Consider the following 22,200-nt stretch of genomic DNA (forward strand, 5'->3'; position numbering starts at 1 on the left):
ACCCACTGCAATTTGAAAAGGAGAAAACATGGATAGATTAAAAATCTCAGAAAACAGAAGATTTTTTACTTATCAAAACGGGAAACCATTTATTTGGATGGCTGATACGGATTGGACCATCGCACATAGATTAAAATGGGACGATGCCGAATATTTGATGCAGAAGCGAAAATCACAAGGTTTTACTGTATTACAGATTGTAGCACTCGACCCGGAGCAGGATAAGGAAATGAGAAATCCTGCCGGAGAAAAGGCTTTATTAAATGATGATCTGAACACTCCTAATGAAAAATATTTTCAGTATTTAGACTGGATAATCGATAAAGCGGAAAAATATGGTTTTTATGTTTTGTTACTGCCTGTATGGGGAGAACTTGTAGTAGGCCATAACTGGATGGGGGAGTTTTCAGAAAAGATTGTTACAAAAGAAAATGCTTTTGAATATGGAAAATGGATTGGTAACCGCTATAAGGATAGAAAAAATATTATTTGGTGTCTAGGCGGGGACAGGCAGCCCATTCATTTAGGGGTCGATTACAAGGATGTTTGGCGGAAAATGGCGGAAGGGCTTGCAAAAGGGGTTCTAGATAAGGAACTTTCATATAACGTAAAAGACCCTGATTGGCAAAAGCTTTTGATGACCTATCACGCATGCCATGAAGCGGAGACCGGCGAGTGTTCAACTATGTCTTATTGGACTGATGATGAGGCTTGGATTTCATTTATTATGATTCAGTCTGGTCATGGATTAACACCTAGAAACTATGAATTGGTGAAAAATGATTACAATAGAAAAAGTCCTATGCCTGTTTTTGATGGAGAACCCGCATATGAACATATGCCAACATCATGGCCAATTGGAACTGATTTCCACGGTGGATGGATGGTAAGGAAACGTGCTTATTGGAGTTTATTTGCAGGGTCCTTTGGTCATACATATGGGCATCCATCGGTGTGTTGGATGATTTCCGAAAAGGAAAGAGACAGTTTCAGAGAATATTCTTGGTTTGAAGCTTTGGACCAGCCGGGCGCATGGCAGATGAAAATTTTGCGTGATTTTTTAGAGTCTAGAGATCTAAGTCAATGTATTCCTTGTCAGGAATTACTAATGGAACAGAATGATAAGATTGAAGATATTTTAGATGAACACATACAGGGATGTGTAGAAAAAGATGGGGAATTTGCTTGTCTATACTTCCCTTCAGGTGGAGAAGAAACGGTAGATTTAAGTAGATTGAAGAGTGAACAGTTACAAATGTGGTGGTTTAATCCTAGAGATGGACAGTGCTATACACAAGAAAATGTTATATCAGATCAAGCAATTAGTGTAGATGAAAAGGGAGGCGTTTTAAAAATAATAACACCTACTCGTGGAAATGAGCAGGATTGGATATGCTTAATAGAGAGAGGTAATAATTACTCAACTATTCCTGGCAAAGCAAAAATTTATGGAGAATTACCTGTACCTCCTGAAATCAAGAAAACATTTATGTGGTGATTTAAAAAAGAACGAATATGGGACACTTAAATCATTGTTTAACAAATACCATAGTCTTTTGGACTGTGGTATTTTTCATATATATAAAAGTCTATTAAGTGGATGCTGGTTAACGTTTTGTTTAAAAGTAAAAAAAATCTAAAAATTGTGCACTCAAATTACTAAATTAAATGTACTCTGAATTACGCTACAATAAAAATGCGCACAAGAAATAAATGGCCATTATATTAAAGATATAAACTCGTGGGGTGAATGTAATGAAAAAAATGAAAGCGTTTCTATCTGGTACCTTTGTTCTGATACTATCCATCGCACTTTTAGCCGGCTGTTCAAGCTCAAGCTCTAGCGAATCCAAAAGCAGCGGCTCATCTAATTCGAAAAAAGTTACCATAACCATGTTGGTTTCTGGAAATAAAGCGGCCTCAGGTCAAGATTTTGAAGTAGATATTTTACCAAAATTAGTTCATAAAAAGTTCCCGAACATTACATTAGAGGTACAAAAGCTTCCTGATGACCAATATACAACATCAATCAAGACGAAACTAGCTGTAAACCAAGCACCAGATATTTTCCGAGTATGGCCAAGAATGGCAAATGCAGCTTCAGTTATTGACCTTGGAAAAGGTGGATATTTAGCCGATCTTTCTGATCTGCCATTTATGGGAAATCTATCTCAAACAGTGAGAGATGATATGTCATATAATGGAAAGGTTTATGCTATTACTAAAGGATTTGATATGTTAGGTACTTATTACAATAAAGCCCTATTCCAAAAAGTTGGAATTACTGAAGTACCTAAGGATTGGAATGCCTTCCTAGCTGCTTGCCAAAAGTTAAAAGATGCAGGGATCACTCCAATTGTGATGGGGGATAAAGATCCTTGGGTCATTCAGTTTGGTTTATATCAAATTGCAGCAAATACTGTTTATTCGGACGACAAGGAATTCGATACTAAACTTCAAAATGGAAAAGAATCACTCAACGGTCCGAAATGGCAAAAAGCTGTTTCGATGTACCAAGAATTGTACAAAAAAGGTTACATTGCAAAGAATACTCTTGGGCTGGGCGGACCACAAGCAATTCAAATGTTTATCGATGGTAAAGCTGCTATGACCTTAGACGGTACATGGGACTACACCCCATTAACAGCGAAAGGTGCAACTGATTTTGAACGCGGTTTCTTCCCACTACCTGCTAATGAAAAAGGTCAGCCAGTATGGCAAGCAGCTTCAACAGCAGCTGGTTGGGCAGTTAATGCAAAATCCGAAAATGTCGAAGCTGTAAAGCAAATCCTAAACTATTGGTTTGATGGTAAGTCTGACTTATTTAAAGAATGGGTAAAAACCTCGTCTTCAATTGTTGCTTATAACGGAGTTCCGTTAACGAACGAATTATATAAAGATGCTTATGAACAATATAAAAGCACTGGTAATGCCATCTATTTTGCTAACCAAATGTGGCCAAGCGGTGTAGATGCAACGTTAGAAGCAAAATTTGCTGAGATTATTGGTGGACAAAAAACAACTCCAAAAGACGTAACAAAAGCGATGCAAGACAAATTTGACGAGCTTTGGAAAAAGTAAAAATTCATTAAATTAAATATTCGTGTTTGCGAAATAAAACAAATTGAGGTGGGGTGATTCCCCGCCTCAAGTAAATTTTTGAAAGGAATCAGATACCATGAATTCTACCGTCATGAAAAAATCGATGTATTTGTTTGTTTTGCCTGCATTGATTGTATATTTGACATTTTGGATCTTTCCCATTTTAAGACTTTTTCAATATAGTTTTTCAGATTACAACGGAGTACAGCAAAATCTAAATTTTGTTGGTCTAAGCAATTATGTGAAAATATTCCAAGAAGGGATTGCAGGTTCATCTATATCAAATACTTTGATTTATACACTGCTTTCAACAGTCCTTGGAAATATTATTGCTCTGTGTCTTGCGTTTGTTTTGGACTCTAAAATTAAAGGCTTAGGTTTTTATCGGACAGTAGCTTATATACCTACATTGTTTAGTACAATCGTTGTTGGTTATATCTGGTCATATGTTTACATGCCTGATTCTGGGCTTCTCCCAACTGTACTAAGTTGGTTTGGCATACACAGTGAAAATTTAAACATTCTTGGTAATTACAAGACAGCCCTATATGGAATTACCGCCGTAGATATTTGGAAAACCATTGGAACTAGTACAATTATTTTTCTTGCAGGGTTGCAGACTGTTCCACAAGAATTGATGGAGGCCGGTAAAATAGATGGTGCTAACGGTTGGCAATTAACAAGGTTTGTTCGTCTGCCGTTGTTAGCTACATCTATTACAATCAACGTTACGTTAAGTATTATCAATGGCCTTAAAGCTTTCGATTATTCTTTTATTATGACGAACGGTGGTCCAGGCAGATCGACCAGTACATTGGTTTACGAAATTTTTAGAATGGCATTTACAGAAGGGCAGTATGGTAAAGCTGCATCATTGGCAGTAGTCTCCTTTGCCATAATTATAGCCGTTACAGTATTCCTCGTGACGAAATTAAATAAGAGGGAGGTCAATGTATGATGAGTAAGACAATTGTTCAAGGTACTTCCTATGAAATAGGTATTAAACAGAATGAAGCTAAGAAAAAGAAAACATTTGTTAAAAAGACTTGTTACCACATAGGAATTACCGCACTAATGTTAATAAATCTTTTACCACTTTTAATTGCCCTTTCAAGTTCATTACGGACACCTGATAATATGACGAATCCGTTACATTTATTTACACAATTTAGTTTGGAAAGTTATAAGATCGCATTTGAGCGTATGCATTTTCTTCAGGCATTGATGAATAGCGTTCTGTTAACGGGGGTTTCCGTTATTGTAGTTGTCATTTTTACATCTATGGCAGCATATCCAATAGCAAGAATGAATACTCGATTAAGTAAGTTTCTTTATATCTTTTTTCTAGCTGGACTTGTTGTTCCAAGTCAGATGGTTATCATTCCAATAGTAAAAACATTCAATGCATTAAATATTCCAAGTGGGCAGCTAACATCAATCATCATGTTTATCACTTGTAGTATCCCTTTTTCTTCATTTTTATACTCTGGCTTTATTAAAAGCAGTGTACCTATTGAAGTAGAGGAGTCAGCTCTTCTAGATGGAGCCGGTTTATTTCGAAGGTTCTGGCAAATTGTATTTCCTCTATTAATACCTGTTACGGTTTCAGTAGTCATAACACAGGGTGTATGGATTTGGAATGATTATTTCTTTAACATGATTTTTATAACAAAAGCAGATCTGACTCCACTACCACTTGCCATGTTAGGCTTTATGGGTGACCAAACCAATCCAACCGCATGGAACGTTCTTTTTGCAGCATGTTTCCTTTGTGCTTTACCACTTTTGGTTATTTTCGCCTTTTTGCAAAAGTTTTTTATCAAAGGTTTAGCAGTAGGTTCTGTAAAGGGTTGATTATGCCAAATGAGAAGGATTCCATATTGTTATATTAAACATAGAAAAACGGACCATATTGCAAAGTGGTCCGTTTTTTTATATTGTTTTATTCAATCTTAGGAACACATATTTTAATTGTCGTTCCTTTATTAGGTTCACTATCAACGTTTAACCCATACTCTAACCCATAATAAAGTGCAATTCTAGAATGGACATTTTTAAGACCAATACTTTCTTTGCTCCGTTTTCCGAGCTCCTTAAATTCAGGTTGTTCTTGTAAAAAGTTTCTTATTTTATCTAACCCATCCTTATCCATACCTATTCCGTTATCTGAGATTTCAAAGACAATTCGATTTTGGCTAATTTCATATGCCTTTAACTTGACGTTTCCTTTCATTCTTTTCTTTTCAAGTCCGTGAAGAATGGAATTTTCAATAATAGGCTGAAGGATCAATTTTAGAATGCAGCATGAAGAAATTTTGCTTGGTATTTCAAGATTAAAATCAATGCTATTATCATATCTAATGTTTTGAATCGTTATATAATTTTTTACATGATCTATTTCATCACTTAAACGAACTAATTCACTTTCTGTTTTGATACTATATCTAAACATATCTCCTAAAGCTTTAGTCATAATTGAAATACTTTCTATTTCTTCAATTTCAGCAATACTATTAATAGATTCCAATGTGTTATATAAAAAATGCGAATTAATTTGTGCCTCTAATGATTTCATTTGTGAGTCTAACGTAATCAATTTATTTTGGAAACTTTCTTTTATATACCTGTTAATCTCTTCAATCATGTTGTTATATTCGGTATAGAGGATTCCGACTTCATCTTGGCGTTTTAGGTATTTTTCAATAGAAACTGGTTTCAGTTGTTTGTTAGTACGCATAATTTTACTTAACTCAATCGTGGGTCTTGTAAGTTGATTTGATAGGACCAAGGAAAGCAAAATAAAGATAACGGCACATGTTATTGATATATAAATGATTAATTTTTTCTGAAAGGTTATACGGTTTGTATAACTCATTAACGGGAATAGATGCTACAATATTCCAATCATTATCCGAAAATGACTTTATTACGGTTAAATTCCCATCTTGAACATCTTCAAAATGCCCTTGGGAGTTAGTTGAAATTATGTTTCTTAAGTAGCTGGGCAGTTTCTTACCGATATCGCTCATCCTATTATCATAAAGGATATATCCTGTATCATTTGCCAAATATAGATTTGTCATATTTGGAATAATATCGTTATCAAGAGCTTGAAAAATTTTAATGTCACAATCAAGCATTAAAACTCCAATTAATTTATGTGAATTAAAATCATAAATTGCACGTGCAAATGTGACGGAGGGCTGGGCATTAATAATGAAAGACTTTGTAGAGACATGACCAACATAAAGGTCACCTTTCTTATTAAGTGTTTGTTTATACCAATCATCACTAGAAGCTACATAGCCAAATTGGAGATCCGTATTGTTGTTAGTGTAACTGATTGAATTGCCATCTGGAAGGAATAGATAGATACCGTTGATATAGTCATTGCTTAAAATTAAATTATTAAAAAAGAACTGCATGTCCCGTCTGGCAAGATACAGATCGTATGGCCCGACGTTTTTATTGTTAATCAATTTGTACAATTGATCAGCAACTGTGGGGGATCCAGGTGCAGTCGAAAATTGTTGAAATGTTAACGTTATACGGTTGATATTTTGGTAGGTTCTATCTATTTTTTCTAGTGAATTGCTTATAGTATTTGATGTAACAACTGATACTTGCTGATTCACAAGCTTAGTATAGCTTCTATAGGAATTAATTGTGACGATGATGATGGGAATAATAGATATGGCAATAAAAACTAAGAACATTTTTGTTCGAGTAGTAAGTGAATTCATCGGTAGCCTCCATAAGAACAAAACCTAAATTAAAGTATACCTTAAATACTTTATAAAAATAATAGAAGAATGATCTAAAGGGATAGCCAATATTTAGGCTATCTCTTTAGATCATTCTATATTCTTCTGGGGTATATCCGGTCACCTTTTTAAAAACTCTGAAAAAATATTTCGTATTATCATAACCTAATGATTTAGCGATTTTATAAACTTTATCCGAAGAACTTTTTAAAAGGAGCTTTGCTTTTTCAATCCTGATTCTATTAACGTAATCATTGAAATTTTCACCGGTTTTTTCTTTAAATAAATAACTGCAATAACTTGGATTGATATAGAATAGCGTAGATAATTTATTAAGCGTTATTTCTTTGTTATAGTTTTTTGTAATATACGTCTTAATATTTTCAATGAGGTTTTCCGAACCATAAATATTCTTTTCTTTAAAAACCTCTGTTAAGCTAGGTAAAACTTGAAAAAAGTAAAACTTTATCGCTTCAATGTCAAATGCTGTTTCAAGCATAGAATCAAAGCTGGATGAATGAGAATCTCTTGTGATTGTGTCAAAGTAGTTTGAGAGCATATTTCTTACTTCATGGATCATATCATTACATAAATTTTTTAAAGATAAAATAGTCAAGGAAGGTATTTCACATATAAAATTAAAGTAGTCGGTAGTTAATTCAAGAACCTTGTCGTAGTTTCCTGACTCAATGTGGAAAAGTAATTCATCGGTTTTTTCCCAATTTAAAATATCAAATGTTGTTTGTCCTTCCTTATAAAATAATATCTGGTTTATATCCGTAACTAATCTATTATTTAATGCTGAAATGGTTTCTGTATATGCCTCATTTAACTGTAGTAACGTTTTTTTTGTTTTGCTGATTCCTAAAAATATAGAATTTTTAGGGATCACACTGCTAATGCCTTCGTAAAGCAAATTACATTTCAATGAGATTAATTGCTGCAGATCCCTAACATTCTTTTCATAGTAAAAAAGAAAGAAACAAATATTACGATTATCTGTATTCGGTATGTGAATAAAACCGTTAGACTTTATTTTTTGTATAAAAACTGGATCATTTAGATAGTCAACTAGACTGTTAGTTGAATAAAGTGTAAACAATGTAAATTTATGACCATCACCAAATTTTTGAAATATAGTAGATTTTGGCACGAAAATCTTCGAGATGCCTAAGATTACGTTATTTAAAACTTGTAAGTCAGACTGGTATTTTATCTCTTCCTTTTCCGTCTCCGTTGTTTCCAGCTTTTGTTGGTAGGCGCGTTCCTGATTAATCAAATTTATGGCCTTTTGTAAGGCTGAATGGATTTCTTCCCGATTAAAAGGTTTTAATAAGTAACCCACAACCTTTGCAGAGATGGCTTCTTGCATATATTCAAAATCACTGTAACCGCTTATGACGATAATCTTTTTTTCAGGATAATTATTTTGCAGGGTTTTTAAGAAAGTTTTTCCGTCCATTTCCGGCATTCTCATATCAGTAAATATAATATCAGGATCTACTTCGCGGATTAATTCCATGGCATCAACGCCATTGTCCGCCTCTCCAACAAATCGTGCTTCCTTTGAAAACGTTTTTAATTTTTTAAACATTCCTCTCCTGATTAGAGGCTCATCGTCAACGATGATATAGGTGTACATGGAATCAACCCCTTCCTTATCAATTACTACTTTCAATTATAATCTAAAAAAAGTATACCCAAAAGACAAAATAAAGTACACTGCTGTATACGTTATAATTTTTTTATAAATATTATTTTGGCCATTCATTTACTTTGCAAAGATCCAAAACTTAAATTCATCAAGGAGGTACAAGTATGTTATCTACAGAAGGCTTTTTATATAAGATCTGTATTTGGATTTATCAAATAACACTTTTAAACCTGCTATTTCTTATTAGCTGTATACCGATAATTACCGTATTTCCTGCTTTGGCGGCTGCTTTTGGGGTTTCGAGACAATGGGTTAAAAAGCAAGAACCCAATATTATATCAAGCTATTTTCATTTATTTAAAGAAAATCTTAGGCAAAGTATGGTCGTAGGCGTTTTTATTATTATATTGGGTTTGTTACTTTATGTTGATTTCCAAATTATTACACAAACTCGCTCCAATCTAAGTATTGCTCTCTATATATTTTTTTGCTTTATGATGGTGTTTTATATCGCTGCAATTTTACACGTTTTTCCTTTAATGGTTAACGGCTACTATACAATTAAACAGTTGCTGGTTAATTCTATAAAATTTAGTTTTTTTAAATTTCACTTAACTCTATTAAACATAATTTGTATTTATATGATATTTTTTATAGCTTATAAGTTTCCTGTAATATTCGTATTCTTTTTTTCAAGCATTTGTATATTCCTTACTTATTGGCATATCAATAAGAAATTTGTCATTTTGGAAGCTTTTCAGAAAAATTGATTTCCATAACGTAGGTTTCATACTTACCTTAATAATAACTTGGGTATGTAAACAGGGCTTAAAAACCAGTATAAAAAACTATTTTAATAAGACCTTACAGTATAAACAAGGGAGGTAGTTTGGGTGCTAAAACTGAAAACGTTGACATGTGAATACAGAGATTTTTTATTGGGGACAGATCTACCTCATCCGAGGTTTTCATGGAAACTCACTTCTGATAGAAATAATACGATGCAAGAATTCTACCAAATTCAAGTATCTTTATCGGAAAAGAGATTTGAAAACTCATTATTATGGGATACAGGAAAGAATAAATCCGAACAATCTATTCATTTACCGTATACCGGGCCTGATTTGAATCCAGGAACTCGTTATTATTATCGTGTTCGTGTTTGGGACAACTATGGATGTGAAACAGAATGGAGCAACATTCACTGGTTCGAAACCGGGTTAATGTCCTCAAAAAATTGGCAAGCGAAATGGATTACTCCTGACCCTAACTTCTTTGATTTAGACTCAAAGCCTATAACAGTATTCCGTAAACCGTTACAGATTGAAAAAAAGGTCCTGTCCGCTCGAATTTATGCAACATCTGCAGGGATATATGATATTTACCTAAACAATCAAAAAATCGGGGATGATTTATTTGCGCCTGGTTGGAGCAGCTACAAGCATCGTCATCAGTATCAAACATATGATATAACGGACATGATATCTCCTGGTGAATTTGTTATCGGAGCCATGGTCGCAGATGGTTGGTACAAAGGAGAATTAACCTGGCTTTCAAAAAGAAACATCTATGGTAAGGAACGAGCGCTTCTTTTGCAATTACACATTGTATTTGAAGATGGAACAGAAGAGGTGATCGTGACGGATTCAACATGGAAAGCATCGACTGGTCCGATTCTATTATCAGAGTTTTATGCGGGTGAAACTTATGATGCACGATTAGAGATAAGGGATTATCATAATGAGGATAATTCAGTCTGGAAAAAGGCAACTATTTGTGATCTCCCATTTAACCAACTTGTTGCCCAAGAAAACTGGCCGACAAAAGTAACAGAAATCATTACTCCTATTGCGGTTATTAAAACTCCTAACGGCGAAACCGTCCTCGATATGGGGCAAAATATGGTCGGAAGAGTTCGGATGGATATTAACATACCGGCAGGCGAAAAGATTGTTTTATATCATGCTGAAGTATTGGATAAAGAAGGTAATTTCTATACAGGTAATTTACGTAAGGCTAAACAAAAGGTTGAATATATTTCCAACGGAAATGGTCCAGTTTCATATGCAGCCCATTTTACCTTTCAAGGCTTTCGTTATGTCAAAGTAGAAGGTATTGATACCTTATCTGAGCAAGAATTGTTAAACTCCTTTGTTGGAGAGGTCATTCATACTAATATGCCACGAACAGGATATTTTGAGAGCTCAAATGAACTAGTCAATAAATTATATAACAACATTCTCTGGGGGCAGAGAGGAAACTTTATCGACGTTCCCACAGATTGTCCGCAACGCGATGAGCGTCTCGGATGGACGGGGGATGCACAAATTTTTATTCGAACGGCAGCCTACAACTATCAAGTAGCCCCGTTTTTTACTAAATGGGTGAGAGATCTAAAAAGTGATCAAACGTCCAATGGTACCGTTCCGTTTGTGGTCCCAGACGTTTTAGAAGACTACATTTCCGGTATGTGGGGGGATTATAATTATACTTCTTCAGCGTGGGGAGATGCTGTAACCATTTGTCCTTGGACTTTATATCGCACGTTTGGCGATGAAAGATTACTAGAGGAACAATATGAAAGTATGAAAGCTTGGATCGAATATATTCGAGCGCAGGGAGCTAACCCATATCTTTGGAATACAGGTTTTCACTTCGGTGACTGGCTTGCACTTGATGCAGAAGAAGATTCTTATTTTGGAGCTACACCTGAACATTTAGTAGCAACTGCCTACTACGCATATTCCACTCGAATCGTAAGAGATGCTGCACAAGTCTTACATATAGAGGAAGATGTAAGAAAATATGATCAGCTTTTGAGTGGTATTATACAGGAATTTGAAAGAACATTTATTTCAACTGACGTAAAAATGATAGCAAATACCCAAACAGCGCATATCCTTCCATTAGTATTTAATCTAATAGATGGGAAGGTTCGTGAACAAGTAGCTGCTGACTTAAATCAATTGATAAAAGAGAACAACTATCATTTATCTACAGGATTTGTTGGAACTCCTTATTTGTGTATTGCTTTATCTGAAAATGGCTATCATGAAACCGCTCTTCGTTTACTCTTACAGGAAAGCTATCCTTCTTGGTTATTTTCTGTTATACAAGGTGCCACTACGATTTGGGAACATTGGGATGGTATCAAACAAGATGGGTCTTTCTGGAGTGACGATATGAATTCCTATAATCATTACGCTTATGGGGCAATAGGGGAATGGCTGTACCGATATGTAGCTGGGATTGATCTTGAAGAAGCAGGCTATAGAAAAATAAAAATACAGCCACATATTTCTGATTATGGTCTGTCTTCAGCAAAAGCTTCATTGGAATCTCCTTATGGAACGATTCTTTGTTCATGGGAAAGAAAAGAAGCGATCATCAATATTAATGTGGAGATACCTGTAAACTCAAAAGCCGAGATTTTGTTAAAGGATATTAGTAAAGATAAGTTAAAGGTTCAAACTCTCACTCCGGGGGAAGAGAATATTTTGGTTTCAGACACACTAGATGGTTTAGTTTATCTAGTAGGATCTGGTTGTTACTCCTTCCAGCTTAAAACGGGAGATTTGCCTTCAAATTTGTATAGTGCACAAACACCGACATATTTAATTCACAAGTATAACTTGTAAGAGCATAAGAGGGCAATCATATACATAATGGTTGTCCTCCTTTTAATAATTTATTCCATCCCCCAAAAAAAGCATACATTAATCAGAAAAATCTGACACTATCAGACTGCCAAGTTGTACATTATGATATTTATATAGGTAACCGGTCCCTATTTATTTGTATAATGGAAGCGCTTTAAATTTTGGGGGAGGAAGTGTGAATTGGATGAAAAAATCCCAGCTCACTAAGATGGGAAAAAGAACTCTATCTATAATCCTTACTACAACACTTGCAGCAGGTTTAGTTGGTTTCCATGCACCAAAGAAAAAAGCAGAAGAAATTCCCGTATTTAAAAAACAAGTTGGCGGGGTTTTTGATGGGATGCCGTTGTTCGACGGAGTTCCAGCCCATCTAAATGAATATGTGGATGCTTATTTTGATTACACTGGTCTTGAAGGACCTGCTGTTTATGCCACAGGTTCAAGGAACCATTACACACTCCAGCGTGGAGCAAATGCCGGGAAAGTGATTCCTGGCGCTTTATCTGCAGCTGACAATGTTCAGGGGATTTCTACTGATTTCCCGGCGTTAACCGGTATGGGGGAAACTTGGAACAAAGAACTGCTTTCCGATATTGGAAAAGTGATGGGAAGCGAAAAAATCAGTACGTTAAAAGTAAAGCAAGGGGAATCAAACATACATGGTGGTGCAAATGCTTCCGCCACAGTTGCCTTCACAGTTGTCAGTGACATGCGGATCAATCCACTTAGTGGAAGATTTGATGAAGGATTTTCTGAAGATCCAAATATGGCTGCGACAATGGTTGATAACATGGCAGCAGGACTTAGCGGTACAGATCAAGCGAAAAGCGATGATGGATTCTGGATGCGTGCAGTGGTAGGAACAAAGCATTTTTCCGTTTATAACGCACAGTGGTTCCGTCAATCCAGCAGTAATAGTGCGAGTGCGCGTTCTATTTTCGAATATCAGACTAAGAGCCCTTTGAAAGCGCTTAGTTCTGGATCGGTTGGCGGGGTCATGACTTCGTTCGGCCGTACCAACGGAATTCCAAACATTCTTTCTCCTTATCAACGTCACGCAAATAATTTCTCGAAATATGGAGTCTACAGCTCTCCAGATTTTAATGCTGACCAACTGGTGTTCCAAGGTGCGGAAGGGAATGGGTACGATACTCAGTATGCCACTGACAGAACGAATGCTACTATTTTAATGGTTTTAGCCAAGGCAAACGCTGGACGTCCAGGTCCAAATGAGCAAAATGCAAAAGATGATGTTGCTGCATTAGTGAATGCCGTTGAACAAGGTAAATACGGTCTTACAAAAGAGGATTTAATTGAAGCAGCACGGCCTCATGTAAACCAAATGGTCCGCGTTGGTATTTTTAATGAAGTGGACGCAAACGGAATTCCTAAGAATTACCCATTTGCCCAAGAGGCTAAGGATGTAAGATCCGAGCCTGCAACATACAATACTGCTGAGCATCAGCAAGTTGCCTTACGTGCAGCAGAGGAAAGTATCGTATTGTTAAAAAATGATGGAACACTGCCGCTTACCAAAAATAAGAAGGCTACAGTTTCTGGAGTTTATGCAGATTCAAGGTTTAAAACAACTTACTCAGTTGGAACAACACCAAATATCGAGAACTCAGGGATCTCTCCTTTGCTAGCTATTATTAAAGCAAACGGGGCAAATAACGTGTCCTACTCGTCTGGTGCTAAAGTTGTCGCGTTGAAATCCAAACTAAACGGTCAAATGGTATCCGCTGATGTAAATGCTACGGATGTAACAAAAGGATCACAACTAATAACAACATCTGATTCCTTTGATGCAAATAATCCTGCCCAATTATTTGAGGTATTTGATTGGGGCCAAAAGGGTTATAGCATACGTTCTCAAAAGAATGGGCTTTGGGTTACTTCTCCGACTGCAGCTAATGCATCTGTTGGAAATACAAATAATACTGCCTTAAACCTAACAAATAATGATTGGGATCTTGCCCAAATGCTCGGTAGTACAAGTACAATCCCGCCTACAATTCGTGTGGAGGATAATTCAGATCACACTGTATCATTAATTGCTAATGGCTACAGAACAGGATTTTCAGGAGACTTTTCGAATTGGTATTACGCAAATGGACGCTTTATTACGACCAGTTCAGATGGAAAACTGAAAACCTCGTCATCAACACTGGAAAACAAAACAAAAGCTGCCAGTCGAAATGATGATGTGAAATTTGAACAAACCGTTGTTAAGGAAGTTGGCTCAGATGCTGTCAAACGAGCAGATACAGACGACTACGCTGTTGTCTTTGTCGGAGCTATCCCGCGTCATAGTGCAGGAGAAGGTACCGATCGCTCTGATTTAAATATGGGTGAAGCTGACTACCAATTAGTTGATAAAGTGTCATCTGCTTTTGCTGCAAGGGGTAAAAAGACGGTTGTTGTCATTAAATCCAGCTTCCCTGTAGGGATGGAAAAGATTCAAAACAATCCAAACGTGTCTGCGATTGTATACCAGCCATATGGCGGACAATACGATTCATATGCATTGGCGCAAGTGTTGTATGGTGACTATGCACCGACAGGTCGTTTAGCTTCAACATGGTATGCAGGTATGTCGGCATTCCCTAAAATCGATAAGTACTCCATTCCTGAAGGGAATACGAGCATTAAGTTGGATGATATTGATCCACGTTATTCGTTAGATATGACCAATGCTGACCCAGAGGAATCGAAGCTAACCTACATGTATACAAATGCAAAAGTAACCTATCCATTTGGTTACGGTTTGTCATACAGCAAATTCTCGTATAGCGATTTCAATGTACCAGCAACTGCTAACGGGAATTCACCTTTCAAAGTAACCGTAAAGGTGAAAAATGAAGGGAAGGTTAATACATCAGAAGTGGTGCAGTTATATGTCAAAAACAAAAAATCAGCATATGGCAGTCATGCTCCACAAAAACAATTAGCAGGATTCGATAAAGTTTCCTTAGCTGCTGGTGAGACAAAGACAGTTACCCTTACGGTTAATCCAAAAGATTTCTCTATCTGGGATGTAAATAAGGGTGATTTCATTGTTGAGGATGGAAGCTATGAATTGACGATTGGAAGCTCATCACAAGATATCCGTGCCAAGAAAGAAGTAGATATTTCAGGTGATTCACTTGCAGCGCTCCCTGCAAATAAGCCATTTAATGTTTTCGACCATGCATTCGCCGCTCATGAGGTTGTTTATAATGAAGTATCTAAAGCCCGAACAGCTGAAGACTTAAAAGAGAAGAAAGTTGTTGGTGGTTATTATGCAGTGCATTCAAAACAAAACGGTTCTTGGGTTGCCTTACCGAAGTTGGTATTGACTGGCTCGCAGAAAGTGACAGCTTCCGTTGCTTCTGATGCAGCTGGCGGAACAATAACATTGCATGCTGATTCTATAGATAGTGCTCCTTTTGCTACCATTAATGTACCAACTACTAGTAAGAATACGTACACTATCCAAAATGCAGGAGTAACTGTAAATGAGCTAGGGTACAAGGATGTCACAGTAGATTTAGGAAATAATGCGCCAAAAGGACAGCATACGATCTATGTTCAATTCCATGCACCAGATCTTCGAATTGATAGTCTATCCTTCAAGGTAAAATAAATTAGCCTGATGTGATGGAACGAACGGAGAGAGTACATTAAAATGAATGCGTGCCACAGCCCTAAGTAAAAGACAAGGGCTGTGGTATTTTAAATTTTTCATATTTAAATAAAAATCATTTATTTTTAAATACATATAGAAATCCATTTTATTTAGATTTATGATGACAATAAAAAGCAAAAAAGTTAAGTTGTGAAGGAAATAAATTTTTTCTAAGGCGGACAATTATGAGAAAAGTATTCAGAAGAGTTAGAAATTATTTTCATAGTGATAAAATTAGATTTAAATACTTTTTGATTATGCTCTGCCTTTCAATATTGCCCCTTTTATTATTAGGGTTTATCTCCTTTAATATTGCCAAAAATACATTAGTTCAAAATCAAGTAGAAACTACCAGTAATAATCTTCGCACCTCTAGTGAAGTGACAGACCTTTTGTTTCGAAATATTATTAATATGGAACGTGTTATTTCATGGAGCAATAGTGTCAGAGAAGAGTTAATTGACAGCGCAGCCTTTTCGGAAGTTGGTAAAAATGTATTGGACGAGAACACAACCAAACGAATGCAAGATTTAATATCTAGTTATTTTATTGATACGGAAGATATTGATTCGGTTTGTCTATTTGATGTTCATTTTCGCCCTGTATGTTACGGTAACCATAATAGTATAGGCAGTATTGAATTTAATAATAGGTACATGGAAATATCCAAATCAGCTTGGTATAAAAAGAGTGTTAATGCACAAGGAAGGCCGATTTTCTTCAGTTATAATGTCCTAGAAGGGGACAATACCACTTTTTCTTCAGTAAAACTATTACGGGATCCACAAAATGTTTTTAACCCAAAACAAATAGGTTTATTAGTTGTTAATATTAAAAAATCAATGTTTTCTAGAGTTTTAAATGATGACAGTAATAGTGTAATGGCCGTTATCGATTCTTCCAATCATGCGGTAAATACTGTATTTATTAATTCTTCAACACTGGATAAAGAGCTGTCGCAGGGTAAGCATACCTTATCGATTTTTCAAAACTTAGAACAAAAAGGTTATTTAATTAGCAGTTATACCAATAACACAACAGGATGGACATTCGCAAATATTACAAAAGAAAAGATCCTACTAAAACAGTCTAATAAAATAGGCATTATCACAGCTAGTATTTCTGCTATTATTGCGATCATAGCCTTATTAATCTCTTATTTTTTATCCGGAAAAGTTGCGCAGCCATGGGTGCAATTAAAGAAGATGACCGTGGATTGGGCGAAAGGGTTGTGGGGTTCAGGACAAGATAATGAATCTGCCACCATTGGAGTAATCGGCGAAACATTCCAAAGAATCACTGTTGAAAACAAAGAACTAAACGAGAGGCTTATTCATTCGCAGTTAAAAGAGCGGGAGGCCGAACTTCGTGCGTTGCAAGCCCAGATAAAACCGCACTTTTTATATAATACGCTGGACTCCATTTATTGGATGGCCATCTTGGAAAACAATAAGGATATTGCGGAGATTGCCATTGCCCTATCACAAAGTTTCAAGCTAAGTTTAAATAATGGAGAAGATTTAATTCCTATTTCAAAGGAATTAGAGCATATTCACCATTATATGACCATTCAAAACCTTCGTTATCAAAACCGGTTTCTTTATATAGAGGATGTTGACTCATCCTTAATGGAAAAACCTATTCTTAAGCTGTTACTGCAACCCTTTATCGAAAATGCAATCTATCATGGTCTTGAGACAAAAGTTGGAGAAGGGACCATTAAGTTAATAGGAAGAATCTCTGAGGGGTGGATTACCTTTACCATCAGGGATGATGGGGTGGGAATCGATGACATTCAGAAAACGGAAAGCGGCTATGGAATAAAAAATGTACGCGAGAGGCTTAAATTATTTTACGGTGAGGACAGTACCTTGTTTATTTCAAGTAAAGTAAATGAAGGAACTTGTATAGAGATTAGTTTCCGCGATAGCAAAGGGGGAGTAATGGGTGCTAAAAGCCGTGTTATTTGATGATGAATACATTGTTCTTCACGGGTTGCAAAAGATGATAGACTGGTCAAAATACGGAATTGAGCTGGTAGGTACAGCAAGTAATGGATTGGCAGCAATTGATTTAGTTGAAACATATTCCCCAGATATCGTTTTTACTGATATCCGAATGCCTGGAATGAATGGCTTGGAGGTTGTGGAAAAGATTTTAGAAGCTGCACCTGAGATAGTTTGTGTTGTTTTTAGTGGATTCAATGAATTTGAATATGTAAAAAAAGCTATAAAGTTAGGTGTTTCGGATTATCTGGAGAAGCCCATTACCATTCCAATGATAGAGGATACGATCCAAAGAATACTTGAAAAACTACATCATCAAAAAACAGTCCTTTCGTTAGAGGAGAAATGGGAAGATAGTAGAATTGAGCTTATCCAAAAAGCAACCTTGGATTTACTTCTTCAGGGTGATGAGGTATTGCCGAAGTGGAGGAAGAGTTTTGAGGAAGAAGTTAAGGACATTGTGGCGGTTACCGTCTTGGCTCTTTCTGAAAAAGGCCCTGACTTACCGAGCCACCCTACTTACTTTTCTGTATATATTCGCAATGGTGCAGAGCACCTGCTTGTTATTTTTCATCTGGAAGCAGATTCAACAGAACTGATGAATCAATTAATATATTGGCCGAATGAACATGGAATAACCATTGGTTCCGGACGAACCTATCCTGATCTTACTGAAGCACCGAAAAGCTACAAAGAAGCATTACAAGCATTACGATATGGACAGTTTATGGAACATGGAGAATGGACACGTTTTGAGGAAATAGGAGAAAACCCCAATATCCCTAGTGATTTATCGGAACTGGAAGAAGCGATCATTTTCTTTTTGCGAACGGGTAACAAGGCAGGACTTTACCAGCAGCTTGAGGAGTTTATAAGCAAAATTCAATTACAGCGCTTAAATCCAGACGTGATCGAGCGTGAAATATTAAAACTTATTTACCTCGGATTGGAAGTGGCAAAAGAAACAGGAGAAGATATCTCCCATTTAAGTCAGGGAAATTACTTGCCGCACGTAGACATTAGATTATTGAATACTAAAGAGCAAATGTTTAGTTGGCTAAAGCAGCAAATGGAAATGATCATGGATTGGTTCCTGCTAATTCGAAAGGATAAGAAGCATGATGCCGTAGAAAAAGCATGTGCATATATTGAAAAGAATTATTCTAAAGATTTGACGTTGCAGGATGTTGCGGAGAATGTGGGGATGAATCCAACCTATTTTAGTCTTTTATTTAAGGAAGAAATGAAGCAATCCTATATTAAATATTTGACTAAGCTGCGAATGGAGCGGGCCAAAGAACTTCTAAGGGAAGGGAAAAAGGTAGCGGAAGTTAGTGAAAAAGTAGGTTATCATACTTATCGACACTTCTCCGAATTATTCAAAAAACATGCAGGAGTTAATCCAGGGCAATATCGAGATTCTTTTTAATCCTTTTACAGATGAGAGAAAGAGCGGAAATGAGTATGTTGAAATATAGGAAAATATCTTCATTCATGGTAGGAATACTTCTACTATTTTCGTTATTGATAGCAGGTTGCAGCAATAACGATGAAAATGGTTCAACACATTCCAACACAAAGGAAGTTACCTTAAGCCTTTTAATTGATAATCAAGCAGATCAAACGGGAATTCGAGCAGTTGCTGCCAAAATTGAAAAGAAATATCATATAAAAACAGATATTGAAACACGTCCAAGCGGAGTGGAAGGTCATCAGGTCATGAAAACCCGATTGGCTACCGGTGATATGGCAGATTTGGTTATTTATAATTCTGGATCTCTTTTGCAATCACTTAATCCGGAGGAATATTTTGTTGATTTGAAAGATGAGCCGTTTATGCGGAAAATAGTACCATCCTTTAAGGATACAGTTACCGTAAACGGCAAGGTATTCGGGCTTCCAATCGGCAGTGCGATTGCAGGTGGATGGCTCTATAACAAAAAGGTTTATCAAAAGTTAGGCTTAACTGTGCCAAAAACATGGGATGAATTAATCACCAATAGTGAAAAGATTAAAGCCGCTGGTAAAACGGCAGTTATTGGTACTTATAAGGATGATTGGACTTCGCAGTTAATTGTTGTTGCTGATAACCATAATGTTATTTCTGCCGATCCTACCTTTGCAGAAGACTTTTCAGTGAATAAAGCTAAATTTTCTACTACACCTGCAGCATTAAGAAGCTTTGAAAAATTATCGGAGGTGTACCAAAGGGGTTTCTTAAACAAGGACTTTCAAATTGCTACCTTAAATGAGGGCTTGAAAATGCTAATAGATGGGACCGGGGTGCAATATCCAATGTTATCGTCTATGTTAATGGGAATTTCAAAGAAGTACCCAGATAAAATGAATGATATCGGATTCTTTCCTCAGCCTGGAGATAGCCCTGAAGGTAAGGGAGTAACGGTCTTTATGCCCGCTGCACTATATGTAAACAAGAATACACAGCATTTAGAAGCGGCAAAAAAGTGGTTATCTTTTATTGTATCTACTGAAGGGGTGAAAACGTTATATGGTGATAAGAGCCCTGTAGGACCGTTTGCCATAAAAGGGTTAATTGATCCCAAAAATGTTATCCCTGCTATAAAGGATATGTTACCCTATTTTGAAACTGGAAAAACCACGCCGGCCCTGGAATACCTGAGTCCTTTAAAGGGACCTAACCTGCCGCAAATTACCATACAAGTAGGCAGTGGAATCATTTCAGCAAAAGCCGGTGCGGAATTATATGATAAAGATGTTGAAAAACAAGCAAAGCAGCTAGGACTTAAAGGCTGGTAGCTATAACTTGAGAAAAAAGTCTTTCCTTCAATACAAAATTGAAAGAAAGATTTTTTTTATCTAAAAAAAACGGACGTATTTCCAAAAAAAGCACCACTTAAAATATGGTATGAAAGCGCTTAAAATGAAATTAATCACCCAGTATAAATGCCAGAGATATGTATTAGTAAGAACTACATTAAAAAGGGGGAAAAGAGATGATCAGGAATAAAAAGAAAAAGATCGCCTCAATATTGTTAAGTAGTGCACTAATGGCGGGAATATTAGCAGGATGCAGCAGCAAGGAAGAAGCCACTTCAGGTGGTGGCGGCAGTAAAAGTCAAGAAAAGGAAAAACTAACCTTCCTAATTGATAATCAGACACAATTAGATGGTATCAATGCGATTATCGCTGCATTTGAAAAGAAGAATAATATTAAAGTAGAAATTGAGACTCGTCCTGGCGGCTCAGAGGGTGATAATATCATCAAAACTCGCTTAGCAACCGGTGATATGACGGATCTAGTATGGAATAACTCAGGTTCACAGTTACAAGCACTGAACCCTGAACAAAATTTTGCCGACCTAAGTAAAGAGCCTTTCATGGGAAATATCATGGACGATTACAAAAAAGCCGTTTCTGCAAATGGAAAGGTGTTTGGAATTCCGGGGACACCAACCAATGCCGGAGGCTGGTTATATAACAAAAAGGTTTATGCAGAACTTGGTCTTTCCGTTCCTAAAACATGGGATGAGTTAATGGCTAATAATGAAAAAATTAAACAAGCTGGCAAAACGGCTGTTATCGGAACTTATAAAGATACTTGGACATCTCAAGTTATTGTCCTTGCAGATAACTATAATGTTCTTGCTGATGATCCGAATTTCGCAGATGATTTTACAGCTAATAAAGCAAAAATTGCGACAACCCCTGCAGCACTTCGAAGCTTTGAAAAGTTAGCCGAGGTTTATAAAAAGGGTTATATGAATAAGGATTTCCTTGCAACTGGTTATGATGCAGGATTAAAAATGCTAGCGGATGGTACTGGTGTCCAATATCCGATGATCACGTTCGCTTTAGCTAATATAGCAGCAACTTCCCCAGACAAAATGCAGGATATTGGATTCTTCCCACAACCAAGTGACAGTGCTGATAAGAATGGGTTAACAGTGTGGATGCCTGCAGGAATCTTTATCAATAAAAATAGTGAACATATCGATGCAGCGAAGAAATTTTTAGAATTCTATGTATCTCAAGAAGGTATTGATCTATATACATCCAAAATCAAACCAACTGGACCGGTTGCAATAAAAGGAATCACGCTTTCAGATGATGTTTACCCTGCAGTAAAGGATATGCAGCCATATTTTGAATCAGGCAAAACAGCTCCAGCTCTTGAATTCCTCAGCCCAGTTAAAGGGCCTAGCCTAGAGCAAATTACAACACAAGTGGGCAGTGGAATTAGCTCAGCTTTAGACGGGGCAAAGCTATACGACAAAGATGTTGAAAAACAAGCAAAACAACTAGGTCTTAAAGGTTGGTAAATATTTATTAATCTATTGATTTATTGGCCCTGACTAGTTTCTAGCAG

At 36.4% G+C, this 22,200-nt stretch carries 14 protein-coding genes; 11 read left to right on the top strand and 3 right to left on the bottom strand.

From position 1 onward, the window contains the following. Positions 1-28: 28 nt before the first annotated feature. The 4 genes from J7E81_RS02280 to J7E81_RS02295 all read left to right on the top strand — a co-directional run bounded on the left by J7E81_RS02280 (position 29) and on the right by J7E81_RS02295 (position 4,956). Complete coding sequence (locus J7E81_RS02280; RefSeq protein WP_215040522.1) at positions 29-1,498, top strand: glycoside hydrolase family 140 protein; 1,470 nt, start codon at positions 29-31, stop codon at positions 1,496-1,498. Positions 1,499-1,755: 257 nt separating this feature from the next. After that, the gene (locus tag J7E81_RS02285) at positions 1,756-3,081 is read left to right on the top strand and encodes an ABC transporter substrate-binding protein (protein ID WP_215040523.1); all 1,326 of its coding nucleotides are present in this window, start codon (positions 1,756-1,758) and stop codon (positions 3,079-3,081) included. A gap of 97 nt (positions 3,082-3,178) precedes the next feature. Continuing rightward, positions 3,179-4,060, top strand: coding sequence for a carbohydrate ABC transporter permease (locus J7E81_RS02290; protein WP_215040524.1), 882 nt, complete (start codon positions 3,179-3,181; stop codon positions 4,058-4,060). Beyond that, on the top strand, positions 4,057-4,956 hold the full coding sequence (locus tag J7E81_RS02295) for a carbohydrate ABC transporter permease (RefSeq protein ID WP_251028396.1): 900 nt from the start codon (positions 4,057-4,059) through the stop codon (positions 4,954-4,956). The genes J7E81_RS02290 and J7E81_RS02295 overlap by 4 nt, the downstream gene beginning before the upstream one ends. A gap of 88 nt (positions 4,957-5,044) precedes the next feature. Here the strand turns inward: J7E81_RS02295 and J7E81_RS30405 are convergent, their stop codons facing one another. The 3 genes from J7E81_RS30405 to J7E81_RS02305 form a co-directional block, all read right to left on the bottom strand. Then, a complete protein-coding gene (locus J7E81_RS30405) occupies positions 5,045-5,839 on the bottom strand; it encodes a sensor histidine kinase (protein WP_251028397.1) in 795 nt (264 codons plus the stop codon). Between the two features lie 13 nt (positions 5,840-5,852). Further along, a complete protein-coding gene (locus J7E81_RS30410) occupies positions 5,853-6,845 on the bottom strand; it encodes a cache domain-containing protein (protein WP_251028398.1) in 993 nt (330 codons plus the stop codon). A gap of 106 nt (positions 6,846-6,951) precedes the next feature. Beyond that, positions 6,952-8,508, bottom strand: a complete 1,557-nt coding sequence (locus J7E81_RS02305) for a response regulator transcription factor (RefSeq protein WP_215040525.1) — start codon at positions 8,506-8,508, stop codon at positions 6,952-6,954. Positions 8,509-8,684: 176 nt separating this feature from the next. Between J7E81_RS02305 and J7E81_RS02310 the strand changes: the two genes are divergently transcribed. From J7E81_RS02310 to J7E81_RS02340, 7 genes are all read left to right on the top strand, one after another. Further along, positions 8,685-9,290, top strand: a complete 606-nt coding sequence (locus tag J7E81_RS02310) for a YesL family protein (RefSeq protein WP_215040526.1) — start codon at positions 8,685-8,687, stop codon at positions 9,288-9,290. 123 nt (positions 9,291-9,413) lie between these two features. Then, positions 9,414-12,158 (top strand): family 78 glycoside hydrolase catalytic domain, encoded by a 2,745-nt coding sequence (locus J7E81_RS02315; protein ID WP_308162118.1) that lies wholly within the window; start codon positions 9,414-9,416, stop codon positions 12,156-12,158. Positions 12,159-12,363: 205 nt separating this feature from the next. After that, the gene (locus J7E81_RS02320; RefSeq protein ID WP_251028456.1) at positions 12,364-15,804 is read left to right on the top strand and encodes a glycoside hydrolase family 3 protein; all 3,441 of its coding nucleotides are present in this window, start codon (positions 12,364-12,366) and stop codon (positions 15,802-15,804) included. Between the two features lie 227 nt (positions 15,805-16,031). Further along, positions 16,032-17,816 (top strand): sensor histidine kinase, encoded by a 1,785-nt coding sequence (locus J7E81_RS02325; RefSeq protein ID WP_215040528.1) that lies wholly within the window; start codon positions 16,032-16,034, stop codon positions 17,814-17,816. Next, positions 17,794-19,281 (top strand): response regulator, encoded by a 1,488-nt coding sequence (locus tag J7E81_RS02330; RefSeq protein ID WP_215040529.1) that lies wholly within the window; start codon positions 17,794-17,796, stop codon positions 19,279-19,281. The genes J7E81_RS02325 and J7E81_RS02330 overlap by 23 nt, the downstream gene beginning before the upstream one ends. A 65-nt stretch (positions 19,282-19,346) precedes the next feature. Next, positions 19,347-20,630 (top strand): ABC transporter substrate-binding protein, encoded by a 1,284-nt coding sequence (locus J7E81_RS02335; RefSeq protein WP_251028399.1) that lies wholly within the window; start codon positions 19,347-19,349, stop codon positions 20,628-20,630. A 197-nt stretch (positions 20,631-20,827) separates the two neighbouring features. Further along, on the top strand, positions 20,828-22,153 hold the full coding sequence (locus J7E81_RS02340; protein WP_215040531.1) for an ABC transporter substrate-binding protein: 1,326 nt from the start codon (positions 20,828-20,830) through the stop codon (positions 22,151-22,153). Positions 22,154-22,200: the final 47 nt, after the last annotated feature.

The organism is Bacillus sp. ISL-18 (genome assembly GCF_018613415.1).
In the GTDB taxonomy this organism is placed as follows: domain Bacteria; phylum Bacillota; class Bacilli; order Bacillales; family Cytobacillaceae; genus Neobacillus.